Genomic DNA, 13,382 nt, shown 5'->3' on the forward strand with positions numbered 1-13,382 from the left:
GATGCGCGTGATCTTCGCCGGCACGCCGGCCGTCGCCGTTCCCGCCCTGGCCGCCGTCGCCGCCTCCCGGCACGAGCTGGTCGCCGTGGTCACCCGGCCCGACGCGCCCGCCGGACGCGGGCGTGGCCTGTCCCGGTCCCCGGTCGGTGAGTGGGCCGACGAGCACGGCGTCGAGGTGCTCACGCCGGCCCGTCCCCGCGACCCCGAGTTCCTCGACCGGCTCCGCGCGCTCGCGCCGGACTGCGTGCCGGTGGTCGCCTACGGCGCGTTGGTGCCGCCGGCCGCCCTGGAGATCCCCCGGCACGGCTGGATCAACCTGCACTTCTCGCTGCTGCCCGCGTGGCGGGGTGCCGCACCCGTGCAGCACGCCGTGCTGCACGGCGACGAGCTGACCGGTGCCAGCGTCTTCCAGTTGGAGGAGGGCCTGGACACCGGCCCGGTCTACGGCACCCTGACCGACGAGATCCGGGCCGCCGACACCTCCGGTGACCTGCTGGAGCGGCTCGCCGACTCCGGTGCGGGTCTGCTGGTGGCGGTGCTCGACGCGATCGCCGACGGCACCGCCCGGGCCGAGCCGCAGCCCGTCGACGGGGTGTCGTTGGCGCCGAAGCTGACGGTGGACGACGCCCGGGTGCGCTGGAGCGACCCGGCCTTCGCCGTGGACCGTCGGATCCGGGCCTGCACCCCGGCCCCGGGCGGCTGGACCACCTTCCGGGGCGAGCGGGTGAAGCTCGGCCCGGTCGTGCCGGTGCCCGACGGCCCAGAGTTGAAGCCGGGGGAGTTGCTGGTGGAGAAGTCCCGGGTGCTGAGCGGCACGGCGACAGTGCCGGTGCGCCTCGGCGAGGTCCGCGCCGCGGGCAAGCGGGCCATGGGCGCGACCGACTGGGCGCGCGGCGTCCGGGTCGGCACTGGAGAGGACTTCGCGTGACAGCCCCCGAGGGCACCCGCCCCACCCGCTCCGGCCCGCCCGCGGGTCGTGGCGGGGACCGCCGGCCGGTCCGGCCACCACTGGACCGACCGCGTCGTGCGGCGTACGAGGCGGTTGCCGCGGTGCACCGCGACGACGCGTTCGCCAACCTGGTGCTGCCCATGATCCTGCGGGAGGAGGGGCTGTTCGGTCGGGACGCGGCCTTCGCCACCGAACTGACCTACGGCACCCTGCGCCACCTCGGCACGTTGGACGCGATCCTGACCGACGCGGCCGGCCGGGACGTGGCCCGGATCGACCCGCCGGTCCGCGACGCGCTGCGGCTCGGGGCGTACCAGCTCCTGCACACCCGGGTGCCGGCGCACGCCGCCGTCTCGTCGACAGTGGACCTGGTCCGCTCGGTCGCACCGGGTGCCACCGGCTTCGCCAACGCGGTGCTGCGCGAGGTGTCCACCCGGGACGCGGACGCCTGGGTGGCGAAGCTCGCCCCGCCGATGGAGACCGACCCGGTCGGGCACCTGGCACTGGCGTACAGCCACCCGCAGTGGATCGTGCGGGCGTTCTCCGAGGCGCTCGACGGTGATCTGGGTGAGACCGCCCGACTGCTGATCGAGGACAATGAGCGCCCGCCGGTGCACCTGTGCGCGCGGCCGGGGCTGATCGACCCGGTCGAGTTGGCCGACCAGGTCGGCGGAGCGCCCGGCGCCTTCTCGCCGTACGCCGTCTATCTGCCCGGCGGCGCGCCGGGCGACATCCCGGCGGTGGTCGACGGCCGTGCCCACGTCCAGGACGAGGGCTCTCAGCTGGTGGCCGCCGCACTCGCCGACGCGCCGCTGGACGGCCCGGACGGGCGTTGGCTGGACCTGTGCGCCGGCCCGGGTGGCAAGGCCGGCCTGCTCGGCGCGCTGGCCGCGCAACGTGGTGCCCGGGTGACAGCGGTGGAGGTGGCCGAGCACCGCGCCCGGCTGGTCTCCCTGGCGACCCGGGACCTGCCGGTGGCCGTGCTGACCATGGACGGCCGTGAGGTCGGCGGCGACCCGAAGCTGCCGGAGCAGCACTTCGACCGGGTGCTGGTCGACGCCCCGTGCACCGGGCTGGGGTCGCTGCGCCGCCGGCCGGAGTCGCGCTGGCGTCGCCAGCCGTCCGACCTGCCGCCGCTGACCCGGCTGCAACGGGAGTTGCTCGGCGCGGCGCTGCGGGCGGTCCGCCCCGGTGGGCTGGTCGCCTACGTCACCTGCTCGCCGCACACGGTCGAGACGCACGTGACGGTGACCGAGGCGGCCCGCCGCAGCGGGGTTGCGGTGGACTTCGTGGACGCCCGGCCGCTGCTGCCGGCCGGCATGCCCGGTCTGGGCGACGGGCCGACCGTGCAGCTCTGGCCGCACCGCCACGGCACCGACGCGATGTTCCTCGCCGTCCTGCGCCGAGGCTGAGTCGCACCGACACCCGACGCGTGAAGGAAGGGCCCCGAGGGGCCCTTCCTTCAGCTCAGGTGACCGGGAGACCCTTGTTGCCGGCGTTCTTCATCGAACGGGTCAGGTTGCGGTCGGAGATCCAGAGGAAGCACTGCACGCCACGGTTGCCGTTCTTCCACTCCTCCTCGTACGGCTGGTAGTAGATCGTCCCGGCGCGGAAGTCGAGCTGGGAGTTGTCCGGTACCTTCGCGTACTTGGCGATCATCGACTGGCAGGCGCGGTGGGTGCGCTTGATGGTGCGGGAGAACTCGGCGTAGGTGATGTCCGGCGCCTGCCAGACCCCGACGAACTCGGCGTGGTGCTTGGCGGTGCAGGAGACCGGCACCATCTCGTCGACGTCGTCCTTGACCAGCTTCGGGTTGAAGCAGCGGTACGCCAGTGGCGCCGCGCCGGACAGCGCGCCCCGGAGGCTGCCGGTGCGCAGGTCGACAGCGGTGTCGTCGATGCTGGCGATCTCGGTGACGTCGCAGCGGTACCAGCGGGCCCCGCCCGACCACGCCTGCGGCGAGGGCAGCACGACGGTCACGCCGAGTCGCCCGGACCGCCAGTCGGCGCCCAGCGCCTTGTTGACCTCGGTGTCGCAGGCGGCCTGCGCGGCCCGCATGCCCACCGACCCGGCCTGCGGCGGTGCGTCGCGCTCGGCGCCCGGGCCGGTGAGGGTGCCGACGTGCATGGTCTCCACCCGGTGCGCCTCGGTGCACGGCATCGGGTTGTAACCGCTCAGGAAGCCAACCTGCTGGGAGGAGTGGTGGCAGACGTCGGCGGCGGGAACGAACTGCTGCGCCGCGACGGGCGCCGGCCAGTCGTCGATGAGGTCAGTGTCGACTCCGGCGGGTGCGCCGCACCCGGCCAGTGCCAGGGCCAGGGCCGCACCCCCGGCGAACGCCGCCAACCACCGTCGCATCCCCGACCTCCCGCCGCTGGTGGCCTCCGGCCGGACCTCGTCGGTCGGTAGCGCCACGGCGCAGCAGCATACGGCACCGATGTTCAGATCGCCGGTAGTCCCTCCGGGCCGGCACCCCGCATCGAGCGGGTGAGTTTGCGGTCGTCGCTCCACAGGAAACACCGCACGCCCCGGTCGCCCTCCTCCCACTCGCGTTGCGACGGTGGGTAGTAGATGGACCCGGCCCGGTACGGCAGGTCGCTGTTGTTCGGCACGGACGCGAACTCGGCGATCAACCGCATGCAACGTTGGTGCGCCTGCGCGGGGGACTTGTTGAAGTCGGCCCAGCTCATGTCCCGCTCCTCGTAGACGCCCACGAACTCGGCCCGGTGCGGTTCGGTGCAGAGCACCGGCGCCATGTAGTTGAGGTTGTCGCCGATCAGCTTCGGGTCGAAGCAGCGGTGCGTCAGCGGGTTGTCGCCGATCAACGCACCGCGCAGGCTGCCGGTGCGGTTGACCGGGCGGGTGTTGTCGATGCTGCCGGTCTCGCTGAGGTCGCAGCGGAACCAGCGCGCGCCGCCGGACCAGGCGGGCGCGGACGGCAACGCGAGCGACAGCGCCAGCCGGGCGGTGTGCCAGTCGCCGCCGAGCACCTCCCGGGCCCGCTGGTCGCACTCGGCGCGGGCGGTGCGCAGCGCCGTCGACCCGGGTTCGGGTCGGGTCTCGGTCAGCGCGTCGGGCCCGACGAACGTGCCCACGTGGATGGTCTCGGCCAGGTGGTTACGCGCGCAGTCCACCGTCTCGTACGTGCTGGCCTGCACCACCGGGATGATCCGGGGCAGGCAGGTGTCGGTGGCGGGAGCGAACGGCTTCGGGACCCGCAGCGCCGGCCAGTCGTCGGTGAGGTCACCGTCCGCGCCTCGCGCCGGCGCGCAGCCGGCCAGCAGCATCGTGGTGACGCCGGCCAGCGCCAGCGCTGGAAGCCACCGTCGCATCGTCCGCCCTTCCGGGAGCTGGCGGCCGGTCACCGCGCCCCGCGGCGAGACCCCGGCGGGCGTGCAGCCTACGGCACAGTCCCGGTTGGAGTGTCGTCGCCTTTCCGTCGATCGGCCAGCCACTGACGTCTGTTCGTCCGGAATTGGCGGTCCGGAGCGAGCCATTCTGCACCACTGGTCACTGCTGGGTCACAGCGCGTCGGTGTTGGTGCCGCGATGCGGGTTGCGGGCCGCAACGTTCGTACACTGACCACGTGACCGTACCGCCGCCGATCGTCGCGCCGAGCATTCTGGCCGCCGATTTCGCCCGCCTCGCCGAAGAAGTCCGTGCCGTCGAGGACGCCGCGGACTGGTTGCACGTCGATGTGATGGACAACCACTTCGTGCCGAACCTGACCATCGGGCTGCCCGTCGTGCAGAGCCTGCGGGCTGTCACCGCGATGCCGTTCGACGTGCACCTGATGATCGAGGATCCGCGCCGCTGGGCCCCCGGTTACGCCGACGCCGGGGCGTACAACGTCACCTTCCACGCCGAGGCGTCCGACGACCCGGTGGCGCTGGCCAAGGACCTGCGCTCGGCCGGTGCGAAGGCTGGCCTGGCCATCGACCGGGACACCCCGATCGAGCCGTACCTCGACCTGCTGCCCAGCTTCGACACCCTGCTGATCATGACGATCAAGGCCGGCTTCGGCGGGCAGCGGTTCATCCCGCAACTGCTGGACAAGGTTCGTACCGCCCGCCGGCACATCTCGGCCGGGCACCTGGAGCTGCGCATCGAGGTGGACGGCGGGATCGCCGCCGACACCATCGAGCAGGCCGCCGCCGCGGGCGCCGACGCGTTCGTGGCCGGCACCGCCGTGTACGGCGCCGCCGACCCGGCGGAGGCCGTACGGCACCTGCGGGCACTGGCGGAACGCGCGGCTCCAGGCGCCTGACGTGGACTCCGACGACGACCGCAAGGACATCATCCTCGTCGTCGACGACGACGACGACATCGCTCGTTTCGTCGAGTTCAACCTGCGGCTGCACGGCTTCGAGGTGATCCACGCCAGCGACGGCCAGGAGGCGCTCGAGGTCATCGAACGCCAGCGTCCGGACCTGGCGGTGATCGACCTGATGATGCCCCGGATCGACGGGCTGGAGCTGACCCGGCGGCTGCGCGCCGACCCGATGACCTCCGCCATTCCGGTGATCATGTTGACCGCCAAGGGCATGACGGTGGACAAGGTGCACGGTCTCAGCGCCGGCGCCGACGACTACCTGGTCAAGCCGTTCGACACCGCCGAGCTGGTGGCCCGGGTCTCGTCCACGTTGCGCCGCAACAAGGAGTTCCGGGAGGTCTCCCCGCTGACCGGGCTGCCCGGCAACAGCCGGATCCGTCGGGAGATCAGCGACCGGGTCCGCCACGGTGTCGACTACGCGGTCGGCTACATCGACATCGACCGGTTCAAGAGCGTCAACGACCGGTACGGCTTCGTCCGCGGCGACGACTTCATCTCCGCGCTGGCCCGCAGCCTGCACCGGGCGGTGGTGGCGGTGGGGCTGCCACCGGCCTTCCTCGGTCACGTCGGCGGCGACGACTTCGTCATCGTCTGCGCCCCGGACCAGGTCCGCCCGCTGACGTCCCGGGCGGTGGTCGACTTCGAGAAGTCGGCCGACACGCTCTACGACGCGACCGACCGTGAGCGCGGCTTCGTCGAGCTGAAGGACCGGCGCGGCAACATCCGGCGCGCTGCCCTGGTCACGCTCTCCATCGGGGTGTCCCTCTCCGACGCCGGCAAGCGGTTCACCGACCCCCTCGAAGCGATCGCGGTGGCCTCGGAGATGAAGACGGTCGCCAAGAGCCAGCCGGGCTCGTACGTGGCAGTGGACCGGCGTCGCGGCGTCACCTGACGCGTGATCCCGCTGTGAAGTACCTCGCCTAGGTGGCGGCGCACCCGCATCGGCGTGTAAGACTGCCGGTATAACCCACCACGCGCTGGCGGGACTCGGTGAAATTCCGAACCGGCGGTGATCCACGGTCCAACCGTGGTCAGCCCGCGACCCGGACGGCTCTGGCCGCCCGGTGGACCTGGTGAAAGTCCGGGGCCGACGGTTGGGAGCGGTTCGTCCGCGCCCAGACAGTCCGGATGGGAGACAGCGCGCGGGACGGACGGGTTCGAGCCGGCCGCTGGCTTCAGCGTGCCGTGCCGAGCCCCCCGGGGCGGCTGTGCCGTTCCCGGACTCCGCCTCCGCCTGCCCGCGGCCCCATGGCCGCAGCCTCCCTGACCGCCAGCGCGCGGACCGGCGAGTGAGAGGGCAGGGGCAGCGCGATGGCCAGCGTCTCCGTCGATGAGGCGATGCGGCGTGCGATCGAGTTGGCGGCGCGCGGGCTCGGCACGACCAGCCCCAATCCGGTGGTCGGTTGCGTGCTGCTCGACGACGACGGCCAGGTCGTGGGTGAGGGCTTCCACGCGTACGCCGGCGGGCCGCACGCCGAGATCGTCGCCCTCGCGCAGGCCGGGCAGCGGGCCAAGGGCGGCACCGCCGTGGTCACTCTCGAACCCTGCGATCACACCGGTCGCACCGGCCCCTGCAGTTCCGCGCTCGTCCAGGCCGGCGTCGCCCGGGTGGTCATCGCCGTGCCCGATCCCAACCCGGTCGCGTCCGGCGGCGCCGCCACCCTGCGCGCCGCCGGGGTCCGTGTCGACCTGGGGGTACGCGGCGAGGAGGCCGAGGCCGGCAACGTCGCCTGGCTGACCTCGATGCGCCGGGGCTGGCCGTACGTCATCTGGAAGTACGCCGCCACCGTCGACGGGCGCTCCGCCGCGCTCGACGGCACCAGCATGTGGATCACCTCGGAGGCGGCCCGGATCGACGTGCACGCCCTGCGTGGCACCGTCGACGCGGTGCTCGCCGGGGTGGGCACCGTGCTCGCCGACGACCCCCGGTTGACCGCTCGCAACCTGCGCGACGGCAGCCTGGCCATCCGGCAGCCGCTGCGGGTGGTGGTGGACAGCTCGGGGCGTACCCCGGCTGACGCCCGGGTCCGCGACGGCGCCGCGCGGACGTGGATCGCGACCGCCGACGAGGTGGGCGCCGACCCGGACGGCCGGGTCGACCTGACGGCGCTGCTCGCGGCGCTGCATCAGCGCGGGGTCCGCGCGGTGCTGCTGGAGGGCGGCCCCCGGCTGGCCGGCGCGTTCCTGCGGGCCGGCCTGGTCGACAAGATCGTCGGGTACGTCGCGCCCCGGTTGCTCGGCGCCGGCCCGACCGCCCTGGTCGACGCCGGAGTGAGCACCATCGCTGAGGCCATCGATCTGGAGTTCGTCGACGTTACGCAGATCGGTCCGGATCTCCGGATCACCGCTTTGCCCCGCAAAAGGGAGGGCTGAGATGTTCACCGGCATCATCGAGGAGTTGGGCGAGATCGTCCGGGTCACGCCGACAGCGGGCGATTCGGCGCTGATCGGCGTACGCGGTCCGCTGGTCACCTCCGACGCCCGGCACGGCGACTCCATCGCGGTCAACGGCGTGTGCCTGACCGTGGTGGACGTGGCCGACGGGGTCTTCACCGCCGACGTGATGGGGGAGACGCTGCGCCGCTCCGCGCTGGGCGCGCTGAGCGTCGGCGACCCGGTCAACCTGGAGCGGGCCGCCGCGCTCGGCAGCCGGCTCGGCGGGCACCTGGTGCAGGGCCACGTGGACGGCGTCGGCGCGGTGCTCTCCCGGGAGCCGGCCGAGCAGTGGGAGACGGTCCGGTTCCGGCTGCCCGCCGCCCTGTCCCGGTACGTGGTGGAGAAGGGCTCGATCACCATCGACGGTGTCTCGCTGACCGTGGCCGAGGTGGGCGCGGACGAGTTCGCCGTCGGGTTGATCCCGACCACGCTCAAGCTGACCACGCTCGGCGCGAAGAGCGTCGGGGACCCGGTCAACCTGGAGGTCGACGTGCTGGCCAAGTACGTCGAGCGGCTTCTCGGCGACCGGCTCACCGGCACCGACGGCACCGGGGTGGCCTCGATCACCGGCGGGGTGGCCTGATGGGCCCGCTGAGCTGGCTGCTGGACGCTCAGGTGCAGGTGGGCGGCTCGCCGGTGCTGGCCCGGGAGATCGTCGGCAACGCGTTCGGGCTGGTCTCCGCGCTGCTCGGGCTGCGCCGGCTGGTCTGGGCGTGGCCGGTCGGCATGGTCGGTAACGCGCTGCTCCTGACCGTCTTCCTCGGCGGGGTGTTCGCCACCCCGCAGGCGCACGACCTGTACGGGCAGGCCGGCCGACAGGTGTTCTTCTTCGCGGTCAGCGTCTACGGCTGGTGGCGCTGGCAGCGCAACCGTCGCGCCGACGCCGGTCAGGCAGCGGTCGTTCCGCGCTGGGCCACCGGGCGGGAGCGGCTGATGCTGCTGCTGGCCGCCGTGGTCGGCACCGCCGCCGCGTACCCGGTGCTCAAGGCGCTGGGCTCGTGGGGCCCGCTGCCCGACGCCTGGATCCTCACCGGCAGCCTGCTGGCCACGTACGGCATGGCGCGCGGCTGGGTGGAGTTCTGGCTGCTCTGGATCGCGGTGGACGCGGTCGGCGTGCCGCTGCTGCTGCGCGGCGGGTTCTACCCGTCGGCGGTCATGTACCTGATCTACGGCGCCCTCTGCGCCTGGGGCTTCGCCGCCTGGTGGCGCACCTCGCGCGCCGCGGCCCTCGCCCGTACGCCCATCTACCGGGAGGCCGTGGCGTGAGCAGTTTCGGGAGCATCGAGCAGGCGGTCGCCGAGATCGCGGCCGGTCGGCCGGTGGTCGTCGTCGACGACGCCGACCGCGAGAACGAGGGCGATCTGATCTTCGCGGCCGAGCTGGCCACGCCGGAGCTGATGGCGTTCATGGTGCGCTACACCTCCGGGTACGTCTGCGTCGCGTTGACCGAGAGCGAGGCCGACCGCCTCGACCTGCCGCCGATGCACCACACCAACCAGGACCGGCGCGGCACCGCGTACACGGTGACCGTGGACGCCCGGGAGGGCGTCAGCACCGGCATCTCGGCGGCCGACCGCGCGCACACCAGCCGGCTGCTCGCGGCAGCGGCGACCGACCCGACCGACCTGGCGCGGCCCGGGCACGTCGTGCCGCTACGCGCTCGCGAAGGCGGGGTGCTGCGCCGCCCGGGGCACACCGAGGCGGGGATCGACCTGACCCGGCTGGCCGGGTTGCGCCCGGCCGGCGTGCTCTGCGAGCTGGTCAACGACGACGGCACCATGATGCGGTTGCCGGACCTGGAGAAGTTCTCCGCCGAGCACGGCCTCACGCTGATCACGATCGCCGACCTGATCGCCTACCGGCGGCGCACCGAGAAGCAGGTCGAGCTTGTCGCCGACGCCCGGATGCCCACCCGGCACGGCGTGTTCCGGGCCCTCGGCTACCGCGCGGAGCACGACCCGGCCGAGCACATCGCGATGGTGCTGGGCGACCTCGGCGACGGCCAGGACGTGCTGGTGCGGGTGCACTCCGAGTGCCTCACCGGGGACGTGTTCGGCTCGCTGCGCTGCGACTGCGGGCCGCAGTTGGACGCCGCACTGTCCCGGGTCGCGCGGGAGGGCCGGGGCGTGGTGCTCTACGTCCGCGGGCACGAGGGGCGCGGCATCGGGCTGCTGCACAAGCTGCAGGCGTACCAGTTGCAGGACTCCGGTCGCGACACCGTCGACGCCAACCTCGACCTGGGCCTGCCGGCCGACGCCCGCGACTACGGCACCGGCGCGCAGATCCTCTACGACCTGGGCGTGCGCTCGATGCGGCTGCTGACCAACAATCCGGCCAAGCGGGCCGGGTTGGAGGGGTACGGGTTGACCATCACCGGCCGGGAGGGGTTGCCGGCCGGCGCGCACCCGGAGAACCTGCGCTACCTACGCACCAAGCGGGACCGGATGGGTCACCTGCTGGACGAGTTGGACGAGCTGTCCGAGGCGCCGCTGGGGCGCCCGGTCGCCAACGACGAGATCGGAGCATGACGATGGCGGGTTTCGGTGAGCCGGGAGTCGACGCGGTGGATGCCGCGGGGCTGACCGTCGGGGTTGTTGCCGCCCGCTGGCACGGCGACCTCACCGACCACATGCTGGAGCGGGCGTTGGCGGCCGCCGAGGCGTGCGGGGCCCGGTCCGTGGTCGCCCGGGTCGCCGGCTCGGTCGAGCTGCCGGTGGTCGCCCAGGCCCTCGCGCGCCGCTGCGACGTGGTGGTCGCGCTCGGCGTGGTGGTCCGCGGTTCCACCGCGCACTTCGACTACGTCTGCCGCTCGGTCACCGATGGGCTGACCCGGGTGGCGCTGGACGAGGGCAAGCCGGTGGCGCACGGGGTGCTGACCGTGGAGACCATCGAGCAGGCCCGGGACCGCGCCGGTCTGCCCGGCTCGGCGGAGGACAAGGGCTGGGCCGCGACCGTCGCCGCGCTCGACGCCGCGCTGGCCGTCCGGACCGTCGCCGCCGGCAGCGCCCAGCGGGTCGGCTTCGGCGGCTGAGGCATCCTCGCAGGCGGCTGCCCTGTCCATGCCGGCGGCCGCCCTGTCCTTGCCGGCGGCCGGCTTGAGAACCGGCTGGCTTCAGAGCCGGCCGGCCTCGATGATCCGGTGCAGGAACTGCCGGGTGCGCGGCTGGGTCGGCTCGCCCAGCACCTGTTCGGGCGGGCCGCTCTCGACGACCCGACCCGCGTCGAGGAAGCACACCTCGTCGGCGACCTCCCGGGCGAAGCTCATCTCGTGGGTGGCCAGCACCATGGTCATCCCGTCGGCCTTCAGGTCCCGGATCATCGCCAACACCTCACCGACGAGTTCCGGGTCCAGCGCGGAGGTCACCTCGTCGAGCAGCATCAGCCGAGGTGAGTTCGCCAGCGCCCGGACGATCGCCACCCGCTGCTGCTGCCCGCCGGAGAGCCGGTCCGGGTAGGCGTCCGCCCTGGCGCCGAGCCCCACCCGGTCGAGCAGCTCCCGGGCCTGGGCCTCCGCCTCCGCCCGGCCCCGCCGGTGTACGCGGCGCGGGGCGAGGGTGACGTTCTCCAACACGCTCAGGTGCGGAAAGAGGTTGTACGCCTGGAACACCATGCCGATGCGCCGACGGACCCGGTCCGGGTCCACCCGGGGATCGGAGATGTCCTCCCCGTCCAGCTCGATGGTGCCGTCGTCCAACTCCTCCAGCAGGTTCACGCACCGCAGCAGTGTCGACTTGCCCGACCCGGAGGCGCCGATCAGCGCCACCACCTGATGCTCGGAGACGGTCAGGTCGAGCTGGTCGAGCACCACCTGACCGGCGAACTCCTTGCGCAGACCCCGGCAGCGGAGCAGTGCCATCCTCAGCCTCCCGACTGTCGACGCGCCGCCCGCAGCGTCACCCAGTCGGTGACCGCGATCAGCGGGATCGCGAGCAGCACGAAGAGCACCCCCGCCACGACGTACGGCGTGTAGTTGAACGACTGGGCGGTCGCGATCTGAGCCGCGCGGACCGCGTCGATGGGCCCGGCGAGCGAGACCAGCCCGACGTCCTTCTGCAACGCCACCACGTCGTTGAGCAGGGGCGGCGCGACCCGGCGGACGGCCTGCGGCAGCACCACGTGGCGCATCGTCTGCCGGTAGGTCAGGCCCAGCGAGCGCGCCGCGGCGAGCTGGCTGGGGTGCACCGACTCGATGCCGGCCCGGAACACCTCGGCGAGATAACCGCTGTAGGTGAGGACCAACGCGGCCCCACCGAGCACCAGCACCGGCGGCATCCCCTGCAGTCGCAGGCCGGGCACGCCGAGGGTGAGCAGGTACAGCACGATGATCAGCGGCAGGCCGCGAAAGGTGTAGGTGTAGCCGGCGGCCAGCGCCCGGACCGGGAAGAAGACCGGGCCGCGCAACGTCCGCAGCACAGCGATCACCAGCCCGAGCAGCAGCGCGCCGACCGCACAGCACACCAGCAGCCGGACGTTGAGCCAGAGCCCGCTCAGGACCGCCGGCAACGCGTCCCGGGCGATCTCCGGGTCCAGGAACGACTGCCGCACCCGGTCCCAGCCGGGCGCACCGGTCACCGCGACGACGAGCAGCGTGCCGAGCGCCGCCGTGGAACAGGCCGCGACCACCACGCTGTAGACGGTCTGCCGATGCCGGTACGCCGACCGTCGCCGCTGCGCCTCCGAGGGCACGTGATCCAGGAGCGTCACCGCAGCTCGGCCGCCCCCGCCGCCTGAGCGAGCCACGTCTGCTCCAACTGCTTCAGCGTGCCGGCCGCGGTGAGCTGACCGACCGCGCCGGTCACGCAGGAGGTCAGCGGGGAGTTCTTGTCCAGCAGCAACCCGAACGCCTCGGGCGTACCGACCTGCGGCACCTGCCCCACGATCGTCGCGTCGGTGATCTCCGCCTCGGTGATGTAGAAGGCGGTCGGCAGGTCCACCACGAGCCCGTCCAGCTGCCCGTTCTGCAGGGCCTTCTTGGCGTCGTCGTTGCTGTTGTAGACCTGCGGCTTGGCCGACGGCTTGATCACGTCGGTGATCGCCTGGTAGCTGGTAGTGCCCACCTGGGCGCCGAGCCGCGCGTCGCGAAGATCGGCCAGCGACGTCTTGCCGGCGATCTTCGAGGACTTCAACGCGACGACGGTCTGCCGCACCAGGTAGTACGGCGCGGAGAAGTCCACCGCCTGCTTGCGCTCCTCGGTGATGGAGAACTGGTTGATGTCGAAGTCGAAGTCCTTCGGCCCGGGCGCGATCGCGGTGTCGAACTTCACCCGGGTCCAGGTGACGTCCGCGCGGGCGTAGCCGAGCTTCTCCGCCACCGCGTACGCGACGGCCGACTCGAAGCCCTCGCCGCTCTCCGGCTTGTCCTTCGAGAACCACGGCTCGTACGCGGGCTGGTCGGTGGCGATGGTGAGCTTGCCCGGCGTCCGGGTGGGCAGGCTGTCCTTGGCGCAGGACGGACCCGTGGTGACAGTGGGGGTAGGTAGCTCCTTCTGTGGCGCGCATCCGGCGGTGGCTACGACGGCGGCACCGGCGAGGGTGAGCGCGAGGAGACGTGAGCTGCTGGCCATGGCCGACAGCGTAGAGCTCCATGAGCATCGATCGAAGATTGTCCTACCATGCCGATAGGGAATTGCCGCCTCGAAGTCCCGCTGACTGGGTGTTGGCGGA

General features: G+C 72.7%; 14 protein-coding genes and 1 riboswitch. Of the genes, 9 read left to right on the forward strand and 5 right to left on the reverse strand.

All coding sequences use genetic code 11. The annotated features are described in order from the left end of the window. Position 1 precedes the first annotated feature (1 nt). The gene (gene fmt, locus HNR22_RS30505) at positions 2-928 is read left to right on the forward strand and encodes a methionyl-tRNA formyltransferase (protein ID WP_179783278.1); all 927 of its coding nucleotides are present in this window, start codon (positions 2-4) and stop codon (positions 926-928) included. Continuing rightward, a complete protein-coding gene (locus HNR22_RS30510; RefSeq protein ID WP_246382813.1) occupies positions 883-2,361 on the forward strand; it encodes an RsmB/NOP family class I SAM-dependent RNA methyltransferase in 1,479 nt (492 codons plus the stop codon). The genes fmt and HNR22_RS30510 overlap by 46 nt, the downstream gene beginning before the upstream one ends. 55 nt (positions 2,362-2,416) lie before the next feature. Here the strand turns inward: HNR22_RS30510 and HNR22_RS30515 are convergent, their stop codons facing one another. After that, positions 2,417-3,307, reverse strand: a complete 891-nt coding sequence (locus HNR22_RS30515) for a septum formation family protein (protein WP_179783790.1) — start codon at positions 3,305-3,307, stop codon at positions 2,417-2,419. 83 nt (positions 3,308-3,390) lie between these two features. Continuing rightward, positions 3,391-4,281, reverse strand: coding sequence for a septum formation family protein (locus HNR22_RS30520; RefSeq protein WP_179783280.1), 891 nt, complete (start codon positions 4,279-4,281; stop codon positions 3,391-3,393). A 254-nt stretch (positions 4,282-4,535) separates the two neighbouring features. Here HNR22_RS30520 and rpe point away from each other — a divergent pair, with 254 nt between their 5' ends. The 7 genes from rpe (at position 4,536) to ribH (ending at position 10,749) form a co-directional block, all read left to right on the forward strand. Then, the gene (gene rpe / locus HNR22_RS30525) at positions 4,536-5,216 is read left to right on the forward strand and encodes a ribulose-phosphate 3-epimerase (protein ID WP_179783281.1); all 681 of its coding nucleotides are present in this window, start codon (positions 4,536-4,538) and stop codon (positions 5,214-5,216) included. 1 nt (position 5,217) lies between these two features. Further along, positions 5,218-6,174 (forward strand): response regulator, encoded by a 957-nt coding sequence (locus HNR22_RS30530; RefSeq protein ID WP_179783282.1) that lies wholly within the window; start codon positions 5,218-5,220, stop codon positions 6,172-6,174. Between the two features lie 80 nt (positions 6,175-6,254). Beyond that, positions 6,255-6,426: riboswitch (FMN riboswitch) on the forward strand. A 167-nt stretch (positions 6,427-6,593) separates the two neighbouring features. Beyond that, positions 6,594-7,655, forward strand: a complete 1,062-nt coding sequence (ribD, locus tag HNR22_RS30535; protein ID WP_179783283.1) for a bifunctional diaminohydroxyphosphoribosylaminopyrimidine deaminase/5-amino-6-(5-phosphoribosylamino)uracil reductase RibD — start codon at positions 6,594-6,596, stop codon at positions 7,653-7,655. A gap of 1 nt (position 7,656) precedes the next feature. Continuing rightward, complete coding sequence (locus HNR22_RS30540; protein WP_179783284.1) at positions 7,657-8,301, forward strand: riboflavin synthase; 645 nt, start codon at positions 7,657-7,659, stop codon at positions 8,299-8,301. After that, positions 8,301-8,984, forward strand: coding sequence for a nicotinamide riboside transporter PnuC (gene pnuC / locus HNR22_RS30545; RefSeq protein WP_179783285.1), 684 nt, complete (start codon positions 8,301-8,303; stop codon positions 8,982-8,984). The genes HNR22_RS30540 and pnuC overlap by 1 nt, the downstream gene beginning before the upstream one ends. Further along, on the forward strand, positions 8,981-10,246 hold the full coding sequence (locus HNR22_RS30550; RefSeq protein ID WP_179783286.1) for a bifunctional 3,4-dihydroxy-2-butanone-4-phosphate synthase/GTP cyclohydrolase II: 1,266 nt from the start codon (positions 8,981-8,983) through the stop codon (positions 10,244-10,246). Before pnuC ends, HNR22_RS30550 begins: the two co-directional genes overlap by 4 nt. A gap of 2 nt (positions 10,247-10,248) precedes the next feature. Continuing rightward, entirely contained in the window at positions 10,249-10,749 is a 501-nt protein-coding gene (gene ribH / locus HNR22_RS30555; protein WP_088947478.1) for a 6,7-dimethyl-8-ribityllumazine synthase, read from the forward strand. An 81-nt stretch (positions 10,750-10,830) separates the two neighbouring features. Here ribH and HNR22_RS30560 read toward each other — a convergent pair whose 3' ends face one another. Genes HNR22_RS30560 through HNR22_RS30570 form a run of 3 tightly spaced genes read right to left on the reverse strand, consistent with a single transcriptional unit; the run spans position 10,831 to position 13,282 of the window. Next, positions 10,831-11,574 carry an amino acid ABC transporter ATP-binding protein gene (locus HNR22_RS30560; protein ID WP_179783287.1) on the reverse strand — a complete coding sequence of 248 codons (744 nt, stop codon included), beginning with the start codon at positions 11,572-11,574 and terminating at the stop codon, positions 10,831-10,833. 2 nt (positions 11,575-11,576) lie between these two features. Beyond that, complete coding sequence (locus HNR22_RS30565; RefSeq protein ID WP_099857298.1) at positions 11,577-12,422, reverse strand: amino acid ABC transporter permease; 846 nt, start codon at positions 12,420-12,422, stop codon at positions 11,577-11,579. Further along, entirely contained in the window at positions 12,419-13,282 is an 864-nt protein-coding gene (locus tag HNR22_RS30570; protein WP_179783288.1) for an ABC transporter substrate-binding protein, read from the reverse strand. The genes HNR22_RS30565 and HNR22_RS30570 overlap by 4 nt, the downstream gene beginning before the upstream one ends. Positions 13,283-13,382: the final 100 nt, after the last annotated feature.

Source organism: Micromonospora jinlongensis (genome assembly GCF_013410645.1).
GTDB classification, from domain to species: domain Bacteria; phylum Actinomycetota; class Actinomycetes; order Mycobacteriales; family Micromonosporaceae; genus Micromonospora; species Micromonospora zamorensis.

Coding starts and splice junctions, on each gene's coding strand:
- pnuC (WP_179783285.1), top strand. CDS start 8,301: ATGGGCCCGCTGAGCTGGCTGCTGGACGCTCAGGTGCAGGTGGGCGGC.
- ribD (WP_179783283.1), top strand. CDS start 6,594: ATGGCCAGCGTCTCCGTCGATGAGGCGATGCGGCGTGCGATCGAGTTG.
- fmt (WP_179783278.1), top strand. CDS start 2: ATGCGCGTGATCTTCGCCGGCACGCCGGCCGTCGCCGTTCCCGCCCTG.
- HNR22_RS30515 (WP_179783790.1), bottom strand. CDS start 3,307: ATGCGACGGTGGTTGGCGGCGTTCGCCGGGGGTGCGGCCCTGGCCCTG.
- ribH (WP_088947478.1), top strand. CDS start 10,249: ATGGCGGGTTTCGGTGAGCCGGGAGTCGACGCGGTGGATGCCGCGGGG.
- HNR22_RS30560 (WP_179783287.1), bottom strand. CDS start 11,574: ATGGCACTGCTCCGCTGCCGGGGTCTGCGCAAGGAGTTCGCCGGTCAG.
- HNR22_RS30520 (WP_179783280.1), bottom strand. CDS start 4,281: ATGCGACGGTGGCTTCCAGCGCTGGCGCTGGCCGGCGTCACCACGATG.
- HNR22_RS30570 (WP_179783288.1), bottom strand. CDS start 13,282: ATGGCCAGCAGCTCACGTCTCCTCGCGCTCACCCTCGCCGGTGCCGCC.
- HNR22_RS30540 (WP_179783284.1), top strand. CDS start 7,657: ATGTTCACCGGCATCATCGAGGAGTTGGGCGAGATCGTCCGGGTCACG.